The sequence below is a fragment of the Streptomyces sp. NPDC026500 genome (genome assembly GCF_055567635.1).
Genome location: NZ_JBVHQB010000003.1, coordinates 234,408 through 259,061, shown reverse-complemented (window position 1 = coordinate 259,061; position 24,654 = coordinate 234,408). Strand labels below are relative to the sequence as shown.

At 71.5% G+C, this 24,654-nt stretch carries 24 protein-coding genes; 12 read left to right on the top strand and 12 right to left on the bottom strand.

Annotation, left to right across the window (positions count from 1 at the left end; genetic code table 11):
- Positions 1-110 precede the first annotated feature (110 nt).
- Positions 111-602: an NUDIX domain-containing protein gene (locus ACZ4N5_RS06985; RefSeq protein WP_467756074.1), complete on the top strand. Its 492-nt coding sequence runs from the start codon at positions 111-113 to the stop codon at positions 600-602.
- A 197-nt stretch (positions 603-799) separates the two neighbouring features.
- On the opposite strand, the gene ACZ4N5_RS06980 is transcribed toward ACZ4N5_RS06985, so the two are convergent.
- Positions 800-1,087 (bottom strand): SHOCT domain-containing protein, encoded by a 288-nt coding sequence (locus tag ACZ4N5_RS06980; protein ID WP_467756073.1) that lies wholly within the window; start codon positions 1,085-1,087, stop codon positions 800-802.
- Positions 1,088-1,341: 254 nt separating this feature from the next.
- On the opposite strand from ACZ4N5_RS06980, the gene ACZ4N5_RS06975 reads away from it, so the two are divergent.
- The gene (locus ACZ4N5_RS06975) at positions 1,342-1,770 is read left to right on the top strand and encodes a DUF7144 family membrane protein (protein WP_467756072.1); all 429 of its coding nucleotides are present in this window, start codon (positions 1,342-1,344) and stop codon (positions 1,768-1,770) included.
- A gap of 393 nt (positions 1,771-2,163) precedes the next feature.
- Here the strand turns inward: ACZ4N5_RS06975 and ACZ4N5_RS06970 are convergent, their stop codons facing one another.
- A complete protein-coding gene (locus tag ACZ4N5_RS06970; protein ID WP_467756301.1) occupies positions 2,164-2,583 on the bottom strand; it encodes a DUF6325 family protein in 420 nt (139 codons plus the stop codon).
- 185 nt (positions 2,584-2,768) lie between these two features.
- A complete protein-coding gene (locus ACZ4N5_RS06965) occupies positions 2,769-3,413 on the bottom strand; it encodes a GAP family protein (RefSeq protein WP_467756071.1) in 645 nt (214 codons plus the stop codon).
- 924 nt (positions 3,414-4,337) lie between these two features.
- Here ACZ4N5_RS06965 and ACZ4N5_RS06960 point away from each other — a divergent pair.
- From ACZ4N5_RS06960 to ACZ4N5_RS06935, 6 genes are all read left to right on the top strand, one after another.
- Entirely contained in the window at positions 4,338-4,547 is a 210-nt protein-coding gene (locus tag ACZ4N5_RS06960; RefSeq protein WP_467756070.1) for a hypothetical protein, read from the top strand.
- Between the two features lie 100 nt (positions 4,548-4,647).
- Complete coding sequence (locus tag ACZ4N5_RS06955) at positions 4,648-6,282, top strand: GMC oxidoreductase (RefSeq protein ID WP_467756069.1); 1,635 nt, start codon at positions 4,648-4,650, stop codon at positions 6,280-6,282.
- Positions 6,279-7,697 (top strand): DUF2252 domain-containing protein, encoded by a 1,419-nt coding sequence (locus ACZ4N5_RS06950; RefSeq protein ID WP_467756068.1) that lies wholly within the window; start codon positions 6,279-6,281, stop codon positions 7,695-7,697. Before ACZ4N5_RS06955 ends, ACZ4N5_RS06950 begins: the two co-directional genes overlap by 4 nt.
- Positions 7,698-7,719: 22 nt before the next feature.
- Positions 7,720-9,537 (top strand): glycoside hydrolase family 15 protein, encoded by a 1,818-nt coding sequence (locus tag ACZ4N5_RS06945; protein ID WP_467756067.1) that lies wholly within the window; start codon positions 7,720-7,722, stop codon positions 9,535-9,537.
- A 278-nt stretch (positions 9,538-9,815) separates the two neighbouring features.
- Positions 9,816-10,961: an MFS transporter gene (locus ACZ4N5_RS06940; RefSeq protein ID WP_467756300.1), complete on the top strand. Its 1,146-nt coding sequence runs from the start codon at positions 9,816-9,818 to the stop codon at positions 10,959-10,961.
- Positions 10,962-11,696: 735 nt separating this feature from the next.
- Complete coding sequence (locus ACZ4N5_RS06935; RefSeq protein WP_467756066.1) at positions 11,697-12,440, top strand: SIR2 family NAD-dependent protein deacylase; 744 nt, start codon at positions 11,697-11,699, stop codon at positions 12,438-12,440.
- 39 nt (positions 12,441-12,479) lie between these two features.
- Here ACZ4N5_RS06935 and ACZ4N5_RS06930 read toward each other — a convergent pair whose 3' ends face one another.
- From ACZ4N5_RS06930 to ACZ4N5_RS06895, 8 genes are all read right to left on the bottom strand, one after another.
- Positions 12,480-13,715, bottom strand: a complete 1,236-nt coding sequence (locus ACZ4N5_RS06930; protein ID WP_467756065.1) for a cytochrome P450 — start codon at positions 13,713-13,715, stop codon at positions 12,480-12,482.
- Positions 13,716-13,755: 40 nt separating this feature from the next.
- Complete coding sequence (locus ACZ4N5_RS06925; RefSeq protein ID WP_467756064.1) at positions 13,756-15,147, bottom strand: NAD(P)/FAD-dependent oxidoreductase; 1,392 nt, start codon at positions 15,145-15,147, stop codon at positions 13,756-13,758.
- A complete protein-coding gene (locus tag ACZ4N5_RS06920; RefSeq protein ID WP_467756063.1) occupies positions 15,137-15,394 on the bottom strand; it encodes a ferredoxin in 258 nt (85 codons plus the stop codon). The genes ACZ4N5_RS06925 and ACZ4N5_RS06920 overlap by 11 nt, the downstream gene beginning before the upstream one ends.
- Positions 15,395-15,503: 109 nt before the next feature.
- Positions 15,504-16,142, bottom strand: a complete 639-nt coding sequence (locus ACZ4N5_RS06915) for a hypothetical protein (RefSeq protein WP_467756062.1) — start codon at positions 16,140-16,142, stop codon at positions 15,504-15,506.
- A gap of 365 nt (positions 16,143-16,507) precedes the next feature.
- Positions 16,508-16,993 (bottom strand): methylated-DNA--[protein]-cysteine S-methyltransferase, encoded by a 486-nt coding sequence (locus ACZ4N5_RS06910; RefSeq protein WP_467756061.1) that lies wholly within the window; start codon positions 16,991-16,993, stop codon positions 16,508-16,510.
- Complete coding sequence (locus ACZ4N5_RS06905; RefSeq protein ID WP_467756060.1) at positions 16,990-18,579, bottom strand: AlkA N-terminal domain-containing protein; 1,590 nt, start codon at positions 18,577-18,579, stop codon at positions 16,990-16,992. The genes ACZ4N5_RS06910 and ACZ4N5_RS06905 overlap by 4 nt, the downstream gene beginning before the upstream one ends.
- A 253-nt stretch (positions 18,580-18,832) precedes the next feature.
- Complete coding sequence (locus ACZ4N5_RS06900; RefSeq protein WP_467756059.1) at positions 18,833-19,762, bottom strand: M48 family metalloprotease; 930 nt, start codon at positions 19,760-19,762, stop codon at positions 18,833-18,835.
- Positions 19,759-20,154 (bottom strand): BlaI/MecI/CopY family transcriptional regulator, encoded by a 396-nt coding sequence (locus ACZ4N5_RS06895; protein ID WP_467756058.1) that lies wholly within the window; start codon positions 20,152-20,154, stop codon positions 19,759-19,761. The genes ACZ4N5_RS06900 and ACZ4N5_RS06895 overlap by 4 nt, the downstream gene beginning before the upstream one ends.
- A gap of 117 nt (positions 20,155-20,271) precedes the next feature.
- Here ACZ4N5_RS06895 and ACZ4N5_RS06890 point away from each other — a divergent pair, with 117 nt between their 5' ends.
- From ACZ4N5_RS06890 to ACZ4N5_RS06875, 4 genes are all read left to right on the top strand, one after another.
- The gene (locus ACZ4N5_RS06890) at positions 20,272-20,943 is read left to right on the top strand and encodes a DedA family protein (protein WP_467756057.1); all 672 of its coding nucleotides are present in this window, start codon (positions 20,272-20,274) and stop codon (positions 20,941-20,943) included.
- On the top strand, positions 20,940-21,563 hold the full coding sequence (locus ACZ4N5_RS06885) for a phosphatase PAP2 family protein (RefSeq protein WP_467756056.1): 624 nt from the start codon (positions 20,940-20,942) through the stop codon (positions 21,561-21,563). Before ACZ4N5_RS06890 ends, ACZ4N5_RS06885 begins: the two co-directional genes overlap by 4 nt.
- A gap of 9 nt (positions 21,564-21,572) precedes the next feature.
- The gene (locus tag ACZ4N5_RS06880; protein ID WP_467756055.1) at positions 21,573-22,235 is read left to right on the top strand and encodes a response regulator transcription factor; all 663 of its coding nucleotides are present in this window, start codon (positions 21,573-21,575) and stop codon (positions 22,233-22,235) included.
- Between the two features lie 64 nt (positions 22,236-22,299).
- On the top strand, positions 22,300-23,667 hold the full coding sequence (locus ACZ4N5_RS06875) for a sensor histidine kinase (protein WP_467756054.1): 1,368 nt from the start codon (positions 22,300-22,302) through the stop codon (positions 23,665-23,667).
- A 121-nt stretch (positions 23,668-23,788) separates the two neighbouring features.
- Here ACZ4N5_RS06875 and ACZ4N5_RS06870 read toward each other — a convergent pair whose 3' ends face one another.
- A complete protein-coding gene (locus ACZ4N5_RS06870) occupies positions 23,789-24,634 on the bottom strand; it encodes a COG4705 family protein (RefSeq protein WP_467756053.1) in 846 nt (281 codons plus the stop codon).
- Positions 24,635-24,654: the final 20 nt, after the last annotated feature.

The following is a 24,654-nucleotide window of genomic DNA, read 5'->3' as shown; positions in this document are numbered from 1 at the left end:
CCCGGGTCGGTGCCGGACACCGGGTCGGAGCCGCAGCCCGGGTCGGTCCCGGACACCGGGTCGGTGCCGGAGCCCGGGAAAGTCCGGTGTCCGCTCGTTACCCTTCCGGAGTGACCACTTCGGACTTCGCCGCATACCTCGCCGGCCTGCCCCGTGTCCTCGTCGGGGCCGCCGCCCTCTTCCGCGACGCCGAGGGGCGGGTGCTCCTCGTAGAGCCGAACTACCGGGAGGGGTGGACGTTGCCGGGCGGAACGGTGGAGTCCGACGACGGGGAGAGCCCACGGCAGGGTGCGCGCCGCGAGACGGCCGAGGAGATCGGCCTCGACGTGGAGCTCGGACGACTCCTGGCCGTCGACTGGGTCCAGTGGCCCGCGCGCCCGCCGCTGGTGGCATATCTGTACGACGGCGGCGTACTCGGCGAACGGGACCTCAAGGCGATCCGGCTGCAGGAGGAGGAACTGCTGTCCTGGCGGCTGGTGCCGCGCGAGGAACTGGCCACGCATCTGCCGGGCGCCTCGGGCCGTCGTGTCCTCGCCGCACTCGACGTCCTGGCGGAGAACTCGGGAACGGCGGAACTGGAGAACGGTCACCGGGTGGGATGACCCCGGGGTCATCCCACCCGCGGGCACCCGGGTCCGCCTCACAGCCCGGCGTTGGGCCCTCGTCACGCCTCGGCGGCCGAGGGCTGATCCCTCGGCCGCCGGGCCTGTGTGCTCGTCGTTGCTTCTCGTCGTGGCTTCTCGTGATGGCTTCTCGTCGTGGTCTCGTAGCGGTTTTCTCGTCGAGGACCGTGCCCGGGTCAGCCGAGGATCTTGCGCTTCTGTTCCTCGAACTCGGCTTCGTTGAGCACGCCCTGGGCCTTGAGGTCCCCCAGTTGCTTCAGTTGATCGATCTTGCTGGTCATGTCGTCGGCCGGCGCGGCGGGCGCGGGTGCGGGCTCGGCGGCGGGCGGGGGCTCCTGATACTGCTGCTGGGCTTCCTGCTGGGCCCATCGCCCCTGCTGACGACGTGACACACGGTTCGAGACGGCGGTGGCCGTACCGGCCACCACGGCGGTGCGGGCGACCCCGCGGAGGAGACCTGGCACGGTGGTTTCCTTTCCGGCACGAGGCATACGGAATGAGCCCGAAAGGGATTCGATCCCTTGTGCGCGCCGAATTCATTCTCAGCGCACCGGACATATTCATTGGAACACCGAACGGATTCTCCCGCACATCGATCTCGGCCCCGCCCGGCGCGATTTCCGACGATCTGCCGGTCCGTCATTCCCATGGCAAGCTGAAATGTGGGCCACCGACCGTAGCCCGGTCAGTGGCGAGGTCTAGGCAAGAGGAGCTCGCAATGGCTACGACGGGTATGCACCGGCACGAAGCCGGTGACAGTACGGGAGCGTGGGTGTCCGGTTGGACCGCCTTCGCCGCGGTCATGATGATCTTCGGCGGTGCGATGGCCATATTCCAGGGCATCGCCGCGATCGCCAAGGACGACGTCTTTGTCACGACCCGCAACTACGTCTACAGCTTCAACCTCACGAGTTGGGGCTGGATCCACCTCACCCTCGGGGTCCTGGTCGTCTTCGCCGGCATCGCCGTGTTCCGCGGCATGCTGTGGGCCCGCATCATCGGTATCGCCCTGGCGGGCCTGGCCATGGTCGCCAACTTCATGTGGCTGCCGTACTCCCCCGTGTGGTCCAGCGTGCTGATCGCCGTCGACGCCTTCGTCATCTGGGCGCTGTGCGTCGGGCCCAGCCGGGACGCACGTACCGAGTAACCGACCGCTCCCCCAGGACTCTCCGGCCGGCAGTGGCCCCGCACCGAGATGCGGGGCCACTGCCGGTTCGACCCTTTCCCTCACGCCCGCGCCCGACAGACCGGGACCGCACGCACGGCGGGCACGGGGCCTCCCTGACGAGCGCGGCGGGCACGCTCTGACAGGCGGCACGGACACAGCCTGAGGGCGGCACGGCCGCGACCCGACAGGCGGCACGGCCACAGCCCGACAGGCCCCACGGCCACGACCCGAGACGCGGCACGGACACAACCCGACAGGCCCCACGGCTACGACCGCGCCCCCGGACCTTCCGCCGATCGGCGGGTCCGGGGGCGCGGTCGCGGTCGTGGCCGGACCGCTCCGCCGTCGGCGGCCGTCCGGCCTCCGTGTCGTCTATCCGGCATCCGTCTCTTCGAGCGCGGCCAGCACGGCCGGCACCGGAATGCGCCCGGAGGCGACCATCTGGGCACCGCCGCGGCGCAGGGCGGTGGCGAAGGGCGCCGCCCACACGTTCTCGTAGACCAGGATTCCGGCGGAGTTGCCGGGTTCCAGGGCCCTCCCTGCCTCCTCGATGTCGTCCTCGCCCAGCAGGCCGGAGGACACACCCTCGAAGACGGCGAGGTCGAGCGCTCCGTCTCCGTCGAAGTCGGCGATCTCCATGCCGACCACAGAGCCGTCCTTGTCCTTCCTCACGAACAAAAGGTCGAGAATCCGAATGACGCCGCGGTCCACCAGATCGACCAGGATCGGAAATCCCTCACCGGTCATTCGGTTACCGGGAAACTCCACGACCACATAGTCGATCGGTCCCATCTCGACGAATTCATCTTCGCTCACGGCTTCACCCCTGCATGGTCATGGTGGTCCCCCTGCCCCTCGTCAATGCCATTGCAGCACCGGACGGAAGCCGCCGCACTTCGGTGCGACGGCTCCCTCCAGCCGCTGACGACCCTCCTCGCACCCCTGGCGAACAGGGCCGTTCGGGCCGTACGGGTGGTTCACGCGGTCAGCTGGTAGATGCTCTTGCCCACCAGCCACAGCCCCAGGAACAGCACCAGCGACACCAGCGCCTGATCCTGGTGCCCCTCCAGCCACGCACGCAGCTTCCCGAGCCGGACATGGGCCGATCGCGGGGCGAACGTCGCGTAGAGCTCCATCGTCAAGATGCTGGAAGTGGCGAGCAGGACGTAGCCCATCAGCGCCGCGTACGACGCGGCGTGCGAGAGGTCGGCTTCCACGACGGTGGCCGCTCCGGCCGCGACCATCCCCCACGGCTGGAGCAGCAGCGCCAGTCCGGCCGCGGACCAAGGGGAGATCCGCTCGATCCGCGACATGAAGCCGGAGGACTTGGGCCGCTTGCCGATGTTGCGGCGGGTGCGCTCCGCGTAGCAGACCATTCCGACACCGATGGCCAGTTTGGCGGCCAGCGCGGCCGTGGACGGCGCGGATTTCGCGGGCGGTGGCTGACCGCCGGTCATGAGCAGCACCGCGGCGATGATGCCGACGAACGTGGCCAGCCAGGTGAGGATGAAGGCGAGGCCCTTCCAGATTCCGTTGCGCGACGACAGCACCAGCACGAATCCGGTGACCGGCAGCGGGTCCAGGGCGATCACCAGACCGATGAGGACCAGGTCAAGGACCATCGCCGCCCCCGCGTGGTCTCGCGCGGCTCAGAGCCGCGGCATCGCACATGCCTTCATCGTCACCTCCCCCGCCGACCTCCACAAATCCACCGTTCCGCCCGGCACACCACGGCCCGCCGCCACCCCCGTACGGCCCAACGGCGCTCGCGCCGCGAGCCCGGCGACCGCGCCGGACTGCACCCTTGTGGCGCGGTCACCCCCGACGGAGTGCCCGGCCAAGGCCCGACACGGGGAGCGGCATGCGCACAGGCGAAGAACCGGGCTCGAACGCCGGCGGCGGCCGGAGCCGGCTGCGCCGGCGGACGGCGGCGCTGCGGGCCCGGCTGCTGGGAATGCGCACGGGCGCCGAGACGCGGTTCCCGGTCATCACCCGCCTCTCCTCCCATCTCATCGCCGTGAACCTGCTGGATTCCGCGACCCGGCTCGCCGCCCAGGCCTTTCTGACCGCCGTTCCGCTGCTCTTCGTGGTCGCCTCCTTCGCCCCTGAGTCGGTACGCAAGGAGATAGTCGACTCCGTGCACGACATCCTCGGCATCACCGGCAGCGCCGACCAGCAGCTGAAGAAGGTGTACGGAGCCGACTCCGCGGGCCTGCGGCAGAGCACCGGGGCGGTCAGCCTTCTGATGGTGCTGCTGTCCGCCACCGCGTGCAGCCGGGCGATGCAGCGGCTCTGTCAGCGCGCCTGGCTGCTGCCGGCCGCGAGTGCGCGGATCGCCGTCTGGCGCTGGTTCGTCTGGATCGTGACCCTGCTGGTCGTCATCGCCCTGCAGGGACCGCTGCGGACCGGCTTCGGCGTGGGGGTCCTGGCTCGGCTTCCCGCTGCTCCTGTTCACCGAGATCGGCGTCTGGTGGTGGACCCAGCACCTGCTGCTCGCGGGGCGCGTCCCCTGGCTGCCGCTGCTGCCCGGCGCGATCGTGACCGGTGTGGCCCTGACCGTGCTGTCGGTGATCGCCAAGGTGTACGTACCCTACGCGCTCAACCACAGCCTGGAACGCTACGGCTCGCTGGGCGCGGTCTTCACCGTGCTGCCCTGGCTGATCGGACTGTGCGTCGTCATCTCCGTGGGCATCACCGCCGGTGCCGTCATCGCACGGGAACCCGCCGTGGTCCGCCGCCTGGGCTCGCCCGATTAGCTCAACTCGCCGGACATATGGCCCAGAGCTACCTTGGTGATCGGGCCGCATGCCCCCTTCCACGGCAGTCCCGCACCACAATCCAAGGACGGTGGCCGGCATGACCGACTCACGTCACTACGACGTCATCGTTATCGGAACCGGCGCGGGCGGCGGGACCATCGCCCATCGGCTGGCTCCCACCGGCAAGCGGATTCTCCTCCTCGAACGCGGTGGCTACCTCCCGCGCGAACGCGACAACTGGGACTCCACCGCGGTGTTCGTCAAGGGCAAGTACCGGGCCCCGGAGTTCTGGTATGACCGGCACGGCGACCAGTTCCCGCCCGAGGTCAACTACTACGTGGGCGGCAACACCAAGTTCTACGGCGCCGCGCTCTTCCGGCTGCGCCCGGAGGACTTCGGCGAGCTCCGCCACCACGACGGCATCTCCCCCGCCTGGCCTCTCGGCTACCAGGACCTGGAGCCGTACTACACCCAGGCCGAACACCTCTACCTCGTGCACGGCCGCCACGGAGAGGACCCGACCGAAGGACCCGCCAGCGCCCAGTACGCCTATCCGCCGGTCCGGCACGAGCCGCGCATCCAGCAGCTCAGTGACGACCTGGAGAAGCGGGGGCTGCACCCCTTCCACCTCCCGATCGGGGTGAACCTCACCCAGGACGACCGGGGCGGGGCCACGCACGCCAGCGCCTGCATCCGCTGCGACCGCGTCGACGGCTTCCCCTGTCTGGTCGGCGCGAAGTCCGACGCGCAGGTCATCTGTGTCGACCCCGCCCTCGAACACCCCAACGTGGAGATGGTCACCCACGCGAACGTACGACGGCTCGACACCGACCCCACGGGCCGGAGCGTCACCTCTGTCGTCGCCACGCTGGGAGACGGAGACAGTGGCAGTGGCAGTGGCGAGAACGGTGACGGCAACGGTTCAGCCGGTGGTACGACGGTCGAATTCAGCGCGGACATCGTGATCGTCGCCTGTGGTGCCGTCAACTCGGCAGCCCTGCTGCTGCGTTCGGCGAACGACCGGCATCCGCGGGGCCTGGCCAACAGCTCGGACGTGGTGGGCCGTCACTACATGCGGCACAACAACCTCGCCCTGATGGCCATATCCAAGGAACCGAACGACACCAAGTTCCAGAAGACGCTGGCGCTGCACGACTGGTACCTGGGGTCCGACGACTGGGACTACCCCCTCGGCGGCATCCAGATGCTCGGCAAGTCCGACTCCGAGCAGATCCACGGCGAGGCACCGCGCTGGGCGGGAGCCGTCTCGCCCGACATGCCTTTCGAGGTACTCGCCCACCACGCCGTCGACTTCTGGCTGTGCGGAGAGGACCTGCCCGTCGCGGACAACCGCGTCACCCTGGACGGGGACGGCGCCATCCATCTCGCCCTCGACGAGAAGAACAACATCGCCGGACTCCAGCGCCTGCGGCACGAACTGCAGCGCATGCTCGGCCACTTGGGCATGCGCGAGCACCATCTCCTGTCGCACAGCATCTATCTGCACAAGGGCATGCCCATCGGCGCGACGGCGCACCAGGCGGGGACGGTCCGCTTCGGCCACGACCCCGCCGATTCGGCCCTCGACATCAACTGCAGGGCCCACGACCTCGACAACCTCTACGTCGTCGACACGAGCTTCTTCCCGAGCATCGGCGCGGTGAATCCCTCGCTGACCGCGATCGCCAACGCGCTCCGAGTCGGCGACCACATCGCGGAGCGTCTGCAGTGACCCCCAAACACCCGGCCGGCAGCCATCCTCCGCACCACACACCGGCGGAGCGAGCCGCGCTGGGCAGGGCCGCCCGGTCCGCCGTACCCCGTTCCAGTCATGCCGACTTCACCCCCTCGCCGAAGCGGACCGACCCGGTGGACGTCGTGGAGGGACAGTCGGCGACCCGGGTGCCCGAGCTCGTACCGATCCGCTACGGCAGGATGACCGAGTCACCCTTCCGGTTCTACCGCGGGGCCGCCGCCATCATGGCCGGGGACCTCGCCGACACCCCACGGTCCGGGATCAGAGTCCAACTATGCGGTGACGCACATCTGTTGAACTTCCGGCTGCTGGCCTCGCCCGAGCGCCGCATGATGTTCGACATCAACGACTTCGACGAGACGCTGCCCGGCCCCTGGGAGTGGGACGTCAAGCGGCTGTCCACCAGCTTCGTCATCGCGGGCCGGGCGAACGGCTTCGGCGGCAAGGAGCGCGCCGACATCGTCCGTACGACGGTGCGGTCGTACCGCGAGTGGATGAGACGCTTCGCCGGTCTGGGCAATCTCCCCGTGTGGTACACGCATTTCGACGAGGAGTGGGTACGGACCCATATCGCCGGGGAGTTGAGCGCGCGGGCGCGCGAGCGATGGTCCAGGACGACGGCCAAGGCGCGTACCCGGGACAGTCTCCAGGCCTTCGCCAAGCTCACCCACCTGGTCGACGGCAAGGCCCGCATCGCCCCGGATCCGCCGCTCATCACGCCGTTGCAAGATCTGCTTCCGGATGTGGAACGCAGCGCCCTGGAGAAGCAGATCCGCCGGCTGATCGAACGCTACGGCCGCAGTCTGAACTCGGACCGGCGGTTCCTGCTGGAGCAGTACCAAATCGCCGACGTGGCCCGCAAGGTGGTCGGCGTCGGCAGTGTGGGCACCCGCTGCTGGATCATTCTCCTGCTCGGCCGGGACGACACGGATCCGCTGCTCCTCCAGGCCAAGGAGGCAGACGAGTCGGTACTGGCGCCGTTCGCCGGCGCGAGCGAGTACCGGACGCAGGGCGAGCGCGTGGTCGCCGGCCAGCGGCTCATGCAGGCCACCAGTGACATCTTCCTGGGCTGGGAACGGGCCGACGGCATCGACGGCCGCCGACGGGACTTCTATGTACGGCAGTTGCGGGACTGGAAGGGGATCGCCGAACCCGAGGCCATGGTGCCGTCCGGCTTGCGGGCCTTCGGCGAACTGTGCGGTGCCACGCTGGCCCGCGCACACGCGAGGTCGGGCGACCGGATCGCCATCGCCTCCTATCTGGGCGGCGGTGACGTCTTCGACCGGGCGCTGGTCCCCTTCGCCGAGAGCTACGCCGACCAGAACGAGAAGGACCACCGGGCGCTCGTCGACGCCGTCGGTTCGGGGCGCGTCGAGGCCGAAGCGGCCTGACGAGCCCGACAAGGAGGCCAGCATGGATCGCTATCCGCCCATCGCCGACCACGGCCTGATCGGGGACCTGCAGACCGCGGCCCTGGTGTCGTCCCAGGGCGTGGTCAACTGGTTCCCGGCACCACGCTTCGACTCCCCCAGTGTCTTCGCCTCGCTGCTGGACCACGACGGCGGCGGCTACTTCCGCCTCGCGCCCGATCACCCCGAGGGAACCTGGCGGCAGCTCTACTACCCGGACACGGCCCTCGTGGTGACCCGTTTCATGTCCCCGGACGGCGTGGGCGAGATCATCGACTACATGCCGGTCCTGCCGGGCCCGACCCCGACCGACCGGCACAGTCTGGTGCGCGTCGTGCGATCGGTGCGCGGCACCGTGCACTTCGCTCTGGAGTGCCGGCCGCGGTTCGACTACGCGCGGGCCACCCACGAACTCGACCTGACCCCCGGCACGGCGACGTTCCGGTCACCGGGCGCGACCGCCTACCTCCAGGGCGACATCCCGTTCGAGCGCGACGGGCAGGACGTCCGGGGCGGCATCACCCTCGACAACGGCGAGCAGGCGGCCGTGGTGTTCACGGTGTGCGGGCCCGACGGCGAAGCGCCGCCGCCCCCCACGATCGACGGGATCACCGAGGACCTGTGGAACAACGTCGACTTCTGGCAGAAGTGGGTGCGCACCTCGAACTACCGGGGCCGCTGGACGGAGATGGTGCACCGCTCCGCGATCACCCTCAAGCTCCTCACCTACGCCCCGACGGGCGCGCCGGTCGCCGCCGCCACCATGGGACTGCCCGAGCAGGTCGGCGGTGAGCGCAACTGGGACTACCGGTACACGTGGGTGCGGGACGGCTCGCTGTCGGTACGGGCGCTGCTCGACCTCGGATTCGTGGAGGAGGCGACCCAGTTCACCCGCTGGCTCGGCGACCGCCTCCATGCACGCGAGGGACCGGACGACGAAATCCTCCAGATCATGTACCGGGTCGACGGCGACCCGCATCTGACGGAGGAGATCCTGGAGCACTTCGAGGGCTACCGCGGCTCGTACCCGGTGCGCGTCGGCAACGCGGCCTCCGACCAGTTGCAGCTCGACATCTACGGCGAGGCCCTCTACGCCCTGGCCGAGGGCCGTGCGGTGGGCGAACAGGCCGGCTACCACGGCTGGAAGGGGCTGGCCGGCATCCTCGACTGGCTCGCGGACTCCTGGGACCGGCCCGACGAGGGCATCTGGGAGACCCGCGGCGGGCGCAAGGACTTCACGTACAGCCGGGTGATGTGCTGGGCCGCGTTCGACCGGGGCCTGAAGCTGGCCGCCGAGTTCAGCCGACCGGCCGACACCGCCCGCTGGACCGCGGCCCGGGACGCGATCCTCGAACAGGTCATGGCGCGCGGCTGGAACGACAAGCATCAGGCGATCGTCCAGCACTACGACGGCGACGTGCTGGACGCGTCCCTGCTGCTGGCCCCCCGCGTCGGCTTCGTCTCCCCGCGCAGCCCCGGCTGGCTGAGCACCCTGGACGCCATGGATCGGGTCCTCGTCTCCGACAGCCTCGTCTACCGCTACGACCCGCAGGCCTCGCCGGACGGACTGCGCGGCTCCGAGGGGACGTTCAGTCTCTGCACGTTCCTGTACGTCGACGCGCTCGCCCGAGCGGGACGGCTCCCCCAGGCCCGCTACACCTTCGAGAAGATGCAGACGTACGCCAACCATGTCGGCCTGTTCGCCGAGGAGATCGGCCCCAGTGGGGAGCAACTGGGCAACTTCCCGCAGGCGTTCACCCATCTCTCGCTCATCATGGCCGCGACGACGCTGGACGATGCGCTCGACCGGCTGCGTCCCTGAACGGCGGGATGTCCGGGCCACGCGCCACCCGCACCTCCCGTGGGCCGGCGCGGTCATCTCGGCCCGGCAGGTCCCCGGCGGACGTAACCTCGCGCCATGACCGGCGAAAACCTCCAGCAGTGCGCGACCATCCGCGAAGACCACGCGGAGCAGGTCTTCCGCGCCCCGCGCGGAACACTGGAGCGGAGCCGATGACCGACACCCCCGGCACCCCCGGCACTGCTGGTATCCCTGGCACTCCTGGTACCCCCGGCACCCGGGTGGCCCCGGCCCGGCAGATGGGGCCGTTGTACGCGGCCGGATTCACCACCGCGTTCGGCGCCCACGGCATCGCCGCGAACCTCGGCGGCCAGGGGAGCGGCGCGGTCACCTCGCTGATGGTGCTCGGCGGTCTGCTCGCCCTGTACGACGGCGCCGAGGTGCTGCTCAAGCCGGTCTTCGGCACACTGGCGGACCGTGTCGGCGCCCGCCCGGTCCTGCTCGGCGGGCTCGTCGCGTTCGCCGCCGCCTCCGCCGTGTACGCACTCGCGGACAGCCCCGGCCTGCTGTGGGCGGCGCGCCTCGGCCAGGGCGCCGCCGCGTCCGCCTTCTCGCCCTCGGCCTCCGCGCTGGTCGCCCGGCTGAACCCGGCGGCGAAGCACGGCAGGGCCTTCGGCAGTTACGGCTTCTACAAGTCGGTCGGCTACACCCTCGGCCCGCTGCTCGGCGGAGTGCTCGTGTGGGCGGGCGGGCTTCGGCTGCTGTTCGCGGTCCTGGCGGTGCTCGGCGCGGCGGTCGCCGTGTGGGCGGCGCTCGCCGTTCCCGTGGTGCCACCATTGCCGAGGGCCCGGCAGACGGTGCTGGACCTCGCCAGACGGCTCGGCCGTCCGGACTTCCTCCGGCCGACCGCGGCGCTGGCCGCCGCGACCGCCGCCCTCTCCGTCGGTGTGGGCTTCCTGCCCGTCTCCGGCCGTGCGGCCGGCCTGGGCACGGTCGCGACCGGTGCGGCCGTGTCGGTGCTCGCGGCCTGTGCCGCCGTCGTTCAGCCCCGGGCCGGACGCGCCCTGGACGCCGGGCGCCTCACCGCGCGCGGCGGCATCATGGCGGGGCTCCTGCTCGCCGCCGCAGGTCTCGGCTGCGCGACCCTGCCGGGCGTGCCCGGCGTGCTGTCCGGCGCGGCCCTGATCGGCACCGGAACCGGCCTGATCACCCCGCTCGGCTTCGCGGCCCTGGCCGCCTCGACTCCCGCCGAGCGGCTCGGCCAGACGATGGGCGCGGCCGAGCTCGGCCGCGAACTCGGCGACGCGGGCGGCCCGTTGCTCGTCGCCGCCGTCGCCACGCTCACCACCCTCGACCACGGCTACGCGACCCTGGCCGCGCTCCTCGCCATCGCCCCCGCGGCCGCTCTCGTACACCGAGCGACCGCGTCGCACGCCTCCCGCTGACCGCCTCAGCAGGGCAAGTCGAGCATGACCGCAGCTCCCGTATTTCCCGCGCCTCCCGCGTCTCCCGGTGGGATGTTCGCGGCGCGGGCCGTTCCGCCGTGCGAGGCGGCGACCGCGGCCACGAGTGCCGGGCCCGGTCCCGCGCCGAGCCCGGTGCGGTTCGCCTCAAACCGGTGGGGTGTGGGTACGGGTGCAGGTCACGGCGGGGCAACAGAATCACCCGGGTGGCCTGAAAGGCCCCGATCGGGGCACTCGGCTTCCTGCGGCACCAACGGGTGCCGTTCCCCCGAGGGAAAGAGAAACCTGTGTACATAGGTCTGGGTACCGTCGTCCTCATCATCGTCATCGTCGCTGTCGTCATGCTGCTGCGCCGCCGCTGACCCACCTTCGCGCGCCGCCCGGTCAGCCATGAACCGCGGCCCGGCGCACCCTTGTGCACGGCCGGGTGGCCAAGTCCCTTTCCTGTCGGAACGGACTCCGAGCGGGAGGCCCGGGTCAGCGAAGACGGCCAGGCGCGGCCGCGCACAGCGGAGTCGCCTGCCTGGTTCTTCGCGCCCACCCGACGAAGGCTCGAATCAAGAAGGGGCTTGTGGCAGGCAGGCCGATGTGGATCTCGGCCATCCGGCCCAGCAGGCCGGGACGGGGATCTCGGCCACCCGGCCCAGCAGGTCGGCGCGGGCCACCACACCCTGATAACCGCTCGCTCCGAGCGGGCAAGCGTCCTACTCTCGGCCCATGAACAGGCCTCTCGTCGCCGTCCTCAGCGGCGCCGGTGTCTCCACCGACTCCGGAATCCCCGACTATCGCGGCCCCAACGGCCTGTGGCGGCGCGACCCCGAGGCCGAGAAGCTCGTCACGTACGAGTACTACATGGGTGATCCCGAGATCAGGCGCCGGTCCTGGCAGATGCGGCGCAAGACCCATGCACTGATGGCCGAACCCAACGCCGCGCACCGGGCCGTCACCGAGCTGGAGAAGTCCGGGATCCCGGTGCGCGTCATCACACAGAACGTGGACGGGCTGCACCAGCTCGCCGGCATGCCCACGCGCAAGGTCCTCGAACTCCACGGCACCGCGCGGACCGTGGTGTGCACCCGGTGCCACGCCAAGGCACCCATGGAGGACGCGCTCGCCCGCGTCGAGGCCGGGGAGGACGATCCGTCGTGCCTGGAGTGCGGCGGGATCCTCAAGCCGGCGACGGTGATGTTCGGCGAACGCCTCGACCCCGTCGTCCTCGGCCAGGCCGCCGCCATCACCAAGGCCTGCCAGGTCTTCATCGCCGTCGGCAGCAGCCTCCAGGTCCAGCCGGCGGCGGGCCTCGCCGGCGTCGCCGCCGACCACGGGGCGCGGCTCGTCATCGTCAACGCCGAACCGACCCCCTACGACGACCGCGCCGACGAAGTCGTCCGCGAACCGATCGGCACCGCCCTGCCGGAGCTGCTGGGCCGACTCCGCGGGGACAGCGGTCAAGTGCGGTGACCTGAAGCGTTGTTCGCGGGACTACTCGCGGGCGGCCCGCTAGGCACGGATCCCGTCGCAGGCGACGTGCAGTTGCCGCGGCCCGCGCAGCACGGCGTTCTTCCGGTACGGGGGCGGGTCGTCCAACAGACGCGGGTTCTCCAGCCTCCGGGCCAGCTCCGACAGGGCGAACTGGGTCTCCAGCCGGGCGAGCGGTGCGCCGAAGCAGCTGTGGATGCCGCTGCCCAGGCCGAGGTGCTGGATGTCCGGGCGGTCCGGGTCGAAGCGGTCCGGGTTGTCGAAGCGCTGGGGGTCACGGTTGCCCGACGCCAGGACCAGCCACAGGGTGGCGCCCTTGGGGATGGTGACCCCGCGGACCTCGATGTCGGCGAGGGTGGTGCGCTGCGGTACCAGTTGCACCGGCGGCTCGAACCGCAGCAGCTCCTCGACGATGGGCACGGCGAGCCGCGGATCGGCACGCAGCCGCTGGAGGACGCCGGGATTGCGCAGCAGGGTCAGCATGCCGTTGGTGATCAGGTTGACCGTGGTCTCGTGTCCCGCGATGAGCAGCAGCGCCGCGGTGCTGAGCAGTTCCATCGTGGTCATCGGGCCGTCCTCGCCCTTGGCCGTCGCCAGCTGGGAGAGCATGTCCTCCCCCGGGTTCTTGCGGCGCTCCTCGATCAGGCCGGCCAGGTACATGCCCAACTGCATCCGGGCGTCCTGCGCACCCTGGCCCCGCTCGGCGGGATCGGCGTCCGGGTCGGGATCGAGGTTGGCGGCGAGGGTGTCCGCCCAGGTGTGGAAGCGCGCCTCGTCCTCGCGCGGCACCCCGAGCAGCCGGCAGATCACCGTCACCGGGAAGGGGTACGAGAACTGTTCCACCAGGTCGATCCGGTCCGGGTCGCCGATGCCGTCGATGAGGCCGGTGACGATGTCGCGGAGCTCTCCGCGCATCCCGTCGACCCGGTGGGGGGAGTGCGGCGGACCGAAGGGGCGGTTCGTCATGCGCCGCAGCCGGTCGTGCTCCGGCGGGTCGAGCCGCAGGAAGCCCGGCGGCAGAGTGCTCTCCTCCTGCGGCGCCTCGGCCAGTGGGTCGGCGGCGTTCGAGGCCAGGTTGCGGGCGTCGGAGCTGATCCGGGGATCGTGCAGAAGGCTGCGGATCTCGTAGTACGTGCTGACCACGTACGGCCCGTCGGCCTCGTGGTGGACCGGAGTCTTCCGCAGCTCCTCGTAGATCGGGTACGGGTCGGCCCGGTTGGCGTAGTCCAGGATCTGGTGCAGCAGGGATTGCGTCATGGCGAGTCCTAGGGTCCTCGTGGCCGTGCGGTCAGTGCGGTCAGTGCGCCGGGGTGAACGTCATCCGGCGGTCGGCCGGCGAGTATCCGCTGACGGTCACGGTGGGGCCGTGGGTGGGGACCGAGGGGTCGGGGAAGTCCGCGTCGAGCGGCCGCTGTCCGTCCGGGCGCCGGTCGACCGTGGCGAACGGCGGCGGGAACGGCGCGGTGGTCTCGATCAGCCCCTGGTAGAACGGCAGCCACCGGCCGTGGTCGAAGGCGACGGCGCCGATCACACGCCCCTGGTACCCGTACACGCCGAGGAACCGGTGATCCGCCAACGAGCCCTGGGAGATGAGGATCTCCGTCCCCATCGAGGGGATCCCGACGGACTTGATGTTGACTCCGAACTGGGAGGACCAGAAGGCCGGCACCTCCATGTGGGGCAGGCGGTCGGTGCTCTCGCTGAGCATGTTGTGCGCCGCGATCCGGGCTTGTGAGACGGCGTTGCCCCAGTGCTCCAGGGACAGGAACTGGTAGCCGAACAGGGGGTGCGGGCACCGGGCGACGTCGCCGGCCGCGTAGATGTCGTCGGTGACGATCCCGCGGATGTCGAAGGCGCGGCAGCCGGCGTCACAGGCGATGCCACGGGGACCCGCGCCGAGTCCGGACCCGGCGAGCCAATCGGTGTTGCGCAGGGCGCCGAGCGAGACGACCACCACGTCGGCCTCCACGGAGGAGCCGTCGGACAGCTGGGCCGCGCGCACCCTTCCCGAGGCGTCGCCCTCCAGGGCGGTCACCATGACCCCGGTCCGCAGGTCCACGCCGTGCTCGCGCTGCATCTCGGCGGCGACCGCGCCGACCACCCCGCCGAGTGCGCCGACCAGGGGCGCGGCGCCGCGTTCGGTGACGGTGACGGGGAGACCGCGCTCACGGCAGGCGGAGGCGATCTCCGAGCCGGTGAATCCGGCCCCGATGACCAGGACCCGCTTGGGGCCCGCCTCCAGCCGCCGCGCGAGCGCGGCACTGTCGTCCCGGCCGCGCAGCACGAAGACTCCGTCGAGGTCCGCCTCGGCCTCGTGCGGCCACGGCCGCGCCCGTACGCCGGTGCTGATCAACAGCCGGTCGTACGGCACCTCGTCGCCGTCGGCCAGCCGCACCCGTCGGGCGGCCATGTCCAGACCGGTGGCCGGGGTGCCGAGTCGCCAGTTCGCGTCGACGGACCGGAGCCTGGGCAGTGCGGTGCGGTCGGCGCTCGCCCGGCCCAGCAGCACCTGCTTGGACAGCGGGGGCCGGTCGTACGGTTCGCAGGGCTCGTCGCCGATCATGGTGAGCGAACCCGTGAAGCCCTTTTCTCGCAAGGTCTCGGCGGCCCGCAGGCCGGCCAGCGAGGCGCCGACGACGACGATGCGGCCATCGCGTTTGAGCCGGTCAAGGGATCCGTCACTGAGCATGCGACACCCCCTCGGCCGGTACGTCCACGGCGTCGGGTTCCACACCGTCGGGTTCCACCGCATCGACGAGGACGGCCTGGACCGGACAGGCCGCGGCGGCCCGGTCCAGCTTCTCGCGCAGCGCCTCGTCGGGCTCCGGGTCGTACAGCAGCGCCTCGTCGCCGTGCATGGTGAAGATCTCGGGAGCGAGGAACGCACACTGCGCGTACCCCTGACAGCGGTTCAGATCGACGGCAATCCTTACCACGGGATCGGTCCTCTCCAAGGGCCCGGTCAAGCCTCCTGCGACCACTCTCGGCGGCCGGGCGGGAAGCGGCGACGAGGAGCGGACCGTTCGAGTGAGCGGTGCGGCCGGATCAGGCCGGAGCGGCGGGCGGTGCCGTGGAGGGGCGACGGCCCCACAGGATGTTCAGGCTGAGGAGCAGCGCCCAGGCCGGGAACACCAGCTCGGACCAGGGAACGCCCGTTCCCGCCACGAGCAGTGTCAGGCCCGCGAGATAGCCGACGCCGACGAGCGGGCGCGGGAACACGCCGAGCCGGCGGCCGATGGTCGACGTCGTGATGATGAACACCGCCGCCATCCGCATGGCGTACGTGGTCAGCAGGGCGTAGGCGAAGTGGCTGCCGAAGGAAGGGGTGGGGCCCTGCGGGCTTTCGCCGAGCACGGTCCCGGCCGCCGCGGCGGCACCGAACAGCATGGCGACGAAGACCACGCCGCTGCCCAGGAACACGGTGGCGACGAACCGGTCCTCGGCCCGGCCGGCCTGCTCGCGGAGGGCGCCCATGAACCACAGGAACGCGATCCCGGCGAACGGCACCAGCTCCAGCGCCGTCCGCACGCCGCTCCGCTGTCCGGCGTCGAGGGTCACGCTGTCCCCGCCGCCGGGCAGAGCGACGCGCACCAGCACGATCGCCGCGGCCATCAGGACCGCGAACACCACCCCGGCCGCCCCGGCGGCCCGGGGTGTCGCGAGGCCCTTGTGCATCCGCTCCATGGTCTCCCGCTTTCTGCCGGCTCTCCCTCAGTCCAGACACCAGTGATCGCGGGGCTCACGCCACCGGGGTCACCCGGGAGGAAGACCGCGGTGCGCCATTCAGGTCATGGCCGCCGGTCGAATCCGTGCCGCCCCCGACGATGAGCTGCCTGCACCTGGCCGCTGTCACATCCGCCGATGCCTCGCGATTCCGGAATCCCTGACTGTCACGGCCCGAACGGCCTGTGCCGGCGCGACCCCGAAGCCGAGAAGCTCGTCGCCTACGAGTACGGCATGGCCGCCCCCGGGGTCGGGCGCAGCGCCTCGCGGATGCGGCGCAGGACCCATGCGCTGATCGCCGAACCCCGTACGACGGCCGAGCCGGGTCAGAAGAGTGCTGCTCCGCTCTCGAAGTCCAGGAGTTGCCTCTTGCGGTCCAGGCCGCCGCCGTAGCCGGTGAGGCTGCCGCTCGCGCCGATCACGCGATGGCAGGGCACGATGATGCCGATCGGGTTCTTGCCGTTGGCGAGGCCGACCGCGCGGGAGGCGCCCATGTTGCCGAGGGATTCCGCGAGTTCGCCGTACGAACGGGTCTCGCCGTAGGGGATCTGCCGCAGTTGGCCCCACACGCCGAGCTGGAAGGGAGTTCCGACCATGCGCAGTTCGACGGTGAACTCCTTCAACTCACCCTCGAAGTAGGCGTGCAGCTGCTCCGTCACCTCGTCGAAGAGCGTGTCGTCGCGCTCGCCGAAGCTCTCCTCCGGCGGGCGGTGACGCTGGCCGACCATATGGAGGCCGCACAGCACACCGTCGTCGTCGGCGACGAGAGTGAGGGGATCGTAGGGGCTGTCGATGACCGTGTGCCGTTTCACTGAGCGTCCTTGATGCGTGAAGTCCGTGGGGTGCGTGAAGTGCGGGGTGCGGGCTTCGTGGGGTGCGGGGGGTGTGGGGTGCCGGCCTGTGACGGGAGGAAGTTGATCGGGTGGGTGTCCGTCGCCCACAGGTACTGGACCGCGTAGGCCCGCCAGGGACGCCAGGCCGCGGCGCGGGCCGTCAGGGCGGCGGGTGTGGACGGGAGCCCCAGCCCCTGGGCCGCGCGCCGGATTCCGAGGTCGGTGGGGAGGAAGGCGTCCGGGTCGCCGAGGGCGCGCATCGCGATCACGTCGGCGGTCCAGGGGCCGAAGCCGGGGAGCGCGAGAAGCCTGGCCCTGGCCTGCGCCCAGTCGTTCTCCACCCCCAAATGAAGTGTCCCTTCGGCGAGTTGGCCCACCAGCGTGGTGAACGTGGTGCGTCGGGTGCGGGGCATCGCGAGCGACTCGGGGTCGAGTGCGGCGAGCGCCTCCGGCGAGGGGAAGAGATGGTTGAGGCCGCCTTCCGGGTCGTCCACCGGGACGCCGTGAGCGGCGACCAGGCGGGCGGCGTGGGTACGCGCGGCGGCCGTGGAGACCTGCTGCCCCAGCACCGCACGTACGGCGAACTCGGCCTCGTCCACCGTGCGCGGTACCCGGCGGCCTGGGGCCTTGTCGACCAGCGGCGCCAGCAGCGGATCCGTACGCAACTGGTCGTCGACCGCCACCGGATCGGCGTCCAGGTCCAGCAGGCGGCGGCAACGGCTGATCGCGACGGACAGGTCGCGCAGGTCGCTGAGGGTCAGGCGGCACGCGATGTGGTCCGGCATCGGTGTCAGGCCGGCGATCCCGTGGCCGTACGGCAGCCGCAGGGTCCGCCGGTACGCGCCGTCGCGCCACTCCTCGACCCCGGGTACGGCGGTCGCCGCGAGGTGTCCGAAGAGGTTGTCCGGGTTGAGTGGGGCGCGGAAGGGGAGCCGGAGGTTCAGCACGCCGGGCAGGCCCGGGGTTCCCGCCGCGGCTCCGGCCCTGTTCCTGGGCAGACGGGCGCGCAGCTCGCTCGGGGACAGCGCGAAGACCTCGCGGACGGTGTCGTTGAAGGTGCGGATCGAGGAGAAGCCGGCGGCGAAGGCGATCTCGGCCATCGGGAGCGGTGTCGTCTCGATGAGCAGCCGGGCCGTCTGGGCCCGCTGGGCACGGGCGAGCGCCAGGGGCCCCGCGCCCAGCTCGGCCAGGAGCTGCCGCTCGATCTGGCGGGTGCTGTAACCGAGCCGGGTGGCCAGGCCCGGTACGCCGTCGCGGTCGACGACGCCGTCGCCGATCAGCCGCATCGCGCGGGCCACGAGATCGGCGCGGTGGTTCCATTCGGGTGAGCCGGGGCTGGTGTCCGGGCGGCACCGCTTGCAGGCCCGGAATCCGGCCTGCTGACAGGCGGCCGCGCTCGGGTAGAAGGTCATGTTCTGCGGCTTCGGCGGCACGACCGGGCAGCTGGGCCGGCAGTAGATCTTCGTCGTCGTCACAGCGGTGAAGAACCATCCGTCGAAGCGCGCGTCCTTCGACTGGACGGCACGTACGCAGCGCTCCGTGTCCGTGTGCATCCCGTTCTGCATGCCTCAAGCATCGGGCACCCCGAAGGACAGGGCTGGCGAGAATCCGACATCTAGCTTGCCCGGCCTGCGGTCGGCCCGCACCCCCTCGCGCTCCCGCGCCCCTCCCGCTCTTGCTCCCGGACCCCTACGGATCCAGATCCCCGGTTCGGCACTCGCCTGAGTGGTTCCCGGCAACCGCAGGGCCGGGGCGCCTCCCACCGGGGACACCGCCCCGCGCCCAGTGGGACTGGGCCGACACGCGTACCGAAGGCCCTCAGCGAGCCGCCTCGCCCTGCGCGACCTCCACCTGGTGGTGGAAGGCGACGACACCGGCTCCCGACGCACCGGCCGAGACGGCGGCGCAGACGGCGAGAAGGACGGCGATCCAGGCGGCGGCGCGGGGGCGGTGCTGGGGAGTGGAGAGGAGGGCCGCGACCCGCTGGGGGACGGGACCCGTGGTGGCCGCGGGGGCGAAGTCGGGACGGTCGCAGCGGGCGTCGCCGACGGCGAGGGCGGCGCGGGCGATGGCGCGGGCGATGAGCCTGCGGTCCCCCACGGCGACCGCGGCGGCTTCGTCCGCGGCGCGCTCCGCGGCGAGCGCCACGGTCGCGCGGACCGGACGCAGGCCCGGGTGGCAGTGGGCCGCGAGTTCCGCCACGACGAGGAAGCGGTGATGGCCGCCGGCGTTGTGGGCCCGCTCGTGGGCGAAGAGGGCCTCGCGCTCGTCGGCTCCGAGGCTGCGCAGCATCGCGGTGGTGACGACGATGCGGTGCGGCCGGCCGGGGAGCGCGTAGGCGTCGGGGTGCGGCGATTCGATGACGCACAGGTCGCCCGCGGCGGGGCGGCGGTCGGCCTGGCTGCGCGCGGAGCGGAAGGCGCGCAACTGGCGCAGGGCCGAGCGGACGACGGTCCAGGCACCGAGGGTGAGCGCGCCGGTCGCGGCGGCGGCCGCGGGCAGGACGACGAGGTCCGAGGCCGTGCGCAGGGGGTGGACGAGGTCGCCGAGGCCCGCGAGCAGGGGCAGCTTGAGCAGCCCCGTCAGGACCAGCGCGCCCAGCGAGGCCACGGAGGCGCCGGCCAGCACGACGAGGGCGAGGGTCACCGACCACAGCGCGGCCACCGGGGTGAGCCGGTCGAGGCAGCGGCGGGCCAGCGGGCCCAGTGCGAAGGGGACCAGCAAGGGGACCAGCAGCAGAAGGATCATCCCTCACCCGGTTCCGGACGTACGTCGAGATCCGGTTCCAGCAGATCCCGCAGGAGCCGCTCGTCGTCCGGGCTGAGCTGGGCGACGAATCGGGCCAGCGCGGTCTCCCGGTCGTCGTCCCGGTCGAGCTCGCTGTGCATGCGGCGTGCGGTGAGGCCGTGCGGGTCCTGGACGGGGAAGTACGCGTAGCCCCGGCCCAGCCGCTCGCGGCCGACGATGCCCTTCTCGTGCAGCCGGGACAGGATCGTCGTCACCGTCGTGCGGGCCAGACCGGAGTCCAGCTCGCGTTGCACGCGTCCCGGCGTGAGCGGCACACCGGCGGCCCATAGAGCTGCCATCACGCTGGCCTCCAGCTCACCCGCCGGTCGGCGTTCGTCCTTGTCACTGCTCATGGGAACGATCCTCACCCCACCTTCGTCTACAGTTCAGTAGACCGTCTACAGAATTGTAGTCATCCGGGTACGAGTATCGACCGTGCCCGCGCATCCAGTATGAGAGGGCCCGCGACGATGGCCGCATCTTTGTTCACAGCGTCACACCTCGCCGTGAATATTCTCAGCGCCCAGTCCCTGCTCGCCGCCTTCGGCGTACTGGGGGTGGGCGTGGTGATGTTCGCGGAGACCGGCCTGTTGATCGGCTTCTTCCTGCCCGGGGACTCACTGCTGTTCACGGCGGGCCTGCTCTGCACGGGATCGGGGCACAACGGTCTGAAGCTGTCGCTTCCCCCGCTGCTGATCGCCGCGGCCGTGGGCGCGCTGGTCGGCGCGCAGACCGGATATCTGATCGGGCGGAAGGCGGGCGGCGCCCTCCTGTCCCGCGATTCCGCCCCACGGCTCCAAGCGGGCGCGCACCGCGCCGAGGAGCTGCTGGAGAAGTACGGCTACGCCAAGGCTATCGTGCTGGCCCGCTTCGTCCCCGTGGTGCGTACGGTGCTGAACCCGATGGCGGGCGCCCTGCGCGTGCCCGTGCGGACCTTCACCGTGTGGCAGGTGGTCGGCGGCCTCGTCTGGAGCATCGGCCTCACCCTCGGCGGGTACGCGCTGGGTTCCTCCATCCCGAACGTCGACCGCTATCTGCTCCCGATCATCGCGGTCATCGTCCTCGTGTCCCTGGCCCCGCTCGCCGCTGAGCTGTACCGCTCCCGTCGGCAGGGCGCCGCGACCAAGGAGGCCCAGGGATGATCCTGGCATTCGACGGCGCCTCAGTCGACGGCTCCGCCTACCGGTATGTGATCGACCTCGCTCAGGACTCCCCCTCGTGGTTCGACAGCGTGGTGTCGGTGTGGTCGACGTACGGGCTCGGACTGTTCGCCGTACTGATGGTGCTGGGCTGGTGGCGGTCGCGGCGCGAGAGCCCGCGGGCCGCGCTGGCCGCGCTCGCCGTCCCGGTCGTCGTGGTCGTGGCGTACGGGGTGGATCTCGGCGTGAAGCTGCTGGTGCGCGAGGACCGGCCCTGTCAGAGCCTGCGGGTGGCGACGCTGGAGGCGTGCCCGGCGCCGGGCGACTGGTCGTTCCCCAGCAATCACGCGGCGATCGCGGCCGCGGCGGCGGTCGCGCTGTTCTTCGTCTCGCGCCTCCTCGGCACCGTCGCGATCGTGGCCGCGGGCGCGATGGCAGCCTCCCGGGTCTGGGTCGGCGCGCACTATCCGCACGACGTCGCGGCCGGTGTGCTCATCGGCACGCTGGTCGCGGTGGCGATGACGGCCGTCCTCCACAGGCTGCCCGACGTGTCGGAGCACCGGCTTGCCGCTTCTCGGCTCGGCCCCCTGCTCATCGCGTCCCGGCTCGCGAAGAGCGGGTGAGCGGAGAGCATGCGCCGGCGGATCCTGGTCGTCGAGGACGACCACGCGCTGCGTGACGTCCTGCGGCGCGGGCTGCGGGACGAGGGCTTCGACACGGTGCCGGCCCAGGACGGCGCGGCCGCGCTGCGGCTCGCCGGGGCCGACATCGACGCGGCCGTCCTCGACGTCGGCCTGCCCGACGCCGACGGTCGGGACGTGTGCCAGGCGATCCGGGCCAACGGCTTCCTCTCCCCCGTGATCTTCCTGACGGCCCACCACCACCTCACCGACCGGCTGGCCGGCTTCTCGGCCGGCGGCGACGACTACCTGCCCAAGCCGTTCCATCTGACGGAGCTGGCGGCCCGGCTGCGGGCGGCCCTCAAGCGCGCCGGACCGGGTCCGTCCGGTACGGCCGGTGACCTGGTGCTGGACCCGGTCGCGCACAGCCTGACCGTGCGGGGTCATCACGTCGCGCTGACCCCGACGGAGTTCCGCCTGCTGGCGGGGCTGATGGCGGCGTCCGGGGCGATCGTCGGCCGACGGGAGCTGATCAGGGCCGGCTGGCCGGAGGGAGCCCAGGTCAGTGACAACACGCTCGACCAGTATCTGACCCGGCTGCGCCGCAAGCTGCGGGACGGCGGCAGCGAGCTGACGGTCACGACCGCGCGCGGTATCGGGCACCGCCTGTCATGAGACCGGGACCTTCACACGCCCGGCCGACCGCCGCGGCGGGTTTCACGGCCGGAGGCGTGCGCTCATGAGAACGTTCGCATCCGGTTGGCGTCCGCAGACCCTGCGCGGCCGGCTCTCGCTGGTCGCGCTGACCACCGCCACCCTGCTCATGGTGATCCTCACGGTGGCGTTCAACACCGTCGTACGACGGCACCTCCAGCACCAGGCGGACGACGAGCTGCGCACCCGGGGCACCGCCGTCGCCGCGACGGTCGACACCGGCGGCGCCCGGGTACGTGTCCTGGAGACGCCGGGCGAGGAGCTGCTCGACGCCAACGTGTGGATCTACGCGGGCGACCGGCTCCTGGAGAAGCCGCCCTCGGCCACCGCCGCCGGCCCGCTCACCCGCGCGGCCGACGCACTCGCCGGACGGGGCGGGACGCACTGCGTCACCGCCGGCGCCCACGGCCCGGTCCGGCTGTGCGCGCGGCCGGTGCCGGGCAACAGCACCCGCGCGACCGTCGTCACCGCCCTCGACCTGTCCCCGTACCGCAGTTCGGCCGACACCCTGCTCCTCGCGTCCCTCGCCCTCGACGCCGCCATGCTCGCCTGTACGTACGCGCTGACACGCCTCGCGGTGGGTCGCGCCCTGCGTCCCGTGCGCACGATGACCGACCAAGCCACCCGGTGGAGCGCCGTGGCCTCCGAGGAACGCTTCGGGAGCATCGCCCGGCCCGTCGAACTCGCCCGGCTGGGCGGATCGCTGGACGCGCTCCTGGACCGCATCCGGGCCCTGCTGCGCCATGAGCGGCAGCTCACCCAGGAGCTGTCGCACGAGCTGCGCAATCCCCTCGCCCGGATCATCGCCGAGCTCGACTGGTGGCAGTCCCGGCCACGCTCCGCCGAGGAGACCCGGACCACTCAGGAGGCCATAGCGGACGCCGCCAGGTCCATGCGCACGATCTGCGACACGCTGCTCGACGACGCCCGTGACGGCGCGTCCGCGGCGCCGGGCACCAGCGAGGTCGTATCCGTACTGCGCCGGCTCGCGGACCGTGCCGTCACGGCGCGGCCGGAGGTGGAGATCGCCGTCACCACCGGCCCGGGGACGGATCTGGTGGCCGGGGTGCCGGACGCCCTGCTGGAGCGCATCGTCAGCCCCCTGCTCGACAACGCGCTGCGGCACGCGTCCGCCCGGGTCGAGCTGCGGGCCGCCGGGGGGCCCGGTGGCGTCCGTGTGGAGGTCATGGACGACGGGCCCGGCGTACCCGCGTCGTTCGCGCCCCAGCTCTTCCAGCCGGGGCGCCGCGCCGATCCCGCGGACGGACACGGCGGAGCGGGCCTCGGTCTGCCGCTGGCGCGACGCCTGGCCCGCTCCGCCGGCGGCGAGGTGCACCACCAGGAGGCACACGCCACGGGCGCGATGTTCGTGGTCGGCCTTCCGTCGGGGTGAGGACTCCGCGGGCGGACCGGCCTCCGGCCTGGCCGCGAGGCTCACCGGAGCGCGGCCCGGGATTCCGAGAGGGTGAGGCCGGAAGCGGGCGTCACCCCGTCGGTGGTCAGCCCGTCGGTGGTCAGCCCGCCTGAAGGGTGGGCCGGTCGGCGGTCGTGACGTCGCGGCGGGTGATCGAGAGGTAGACGACCATGCCGAGGATGACCGTCAGGAACAGCGCGCTGGTGACGACGGTGCCGAAGCCGAGTCCTCCGTCGCCGGTCGGCTGCGAGAGGTAGTCGCCGATCGACGCGCCCAGCGGACGGGTCAGGATGTACGCGATCCAGAAGCTCAGCACGGCGTTCAGGCCGAGCGCGAAGTGCGCGACGGCGACCGCGGCGATCGCGAGTCCGAACAGCACGGCGGAGACCCAGTATCCGAGGGCCATGCGCTCGGCGACCAGGTCACCGGCCGCGGTGCCGAGCGCGAAGGTGAACAGCACCGCCAGCCAGTAGTAGGCCTCGCGGGAGAGCGTGTCGACGCTGTGGATGGACAGCGTCCCCTCGCGGCGGTACCAGACGAAGAAGGTCACGGCGAGGGCGACCGCGAACACGGCGGTGCTGGTCTCCAGCGGCACGCCCAGGTTGTCGGTGAGGTTGTCGCTGATCAACGTCCCCACGACGCTGATCAGCGCCACGGCGAGCCAGTACACGCCCGCCTGGTAGGTCTTCGTACGGAACTGGACCACCAGGACGATCGCCAGCAGCCCGCTCATCAGCAGCGACACACCGGTCAGGCCCATGCCCAGGTTCTCGTTCAGGAGGTCGGCGGCCGTCTCGCCGACCGTCGTGCACAGCACCTTGATGATCCAGAAGTACGCGGTGACTTCGGGCACCTTGTTCCAGCGCAGGCGCTGCCCGGCGGCCGGGGCGCCGGGGTGGCCGTACGCCTCAGGAGTCCCGGAGGTCTCTGTTGTCTCGTAGGTCATGAGGCCCGAGGGTGTCAGCG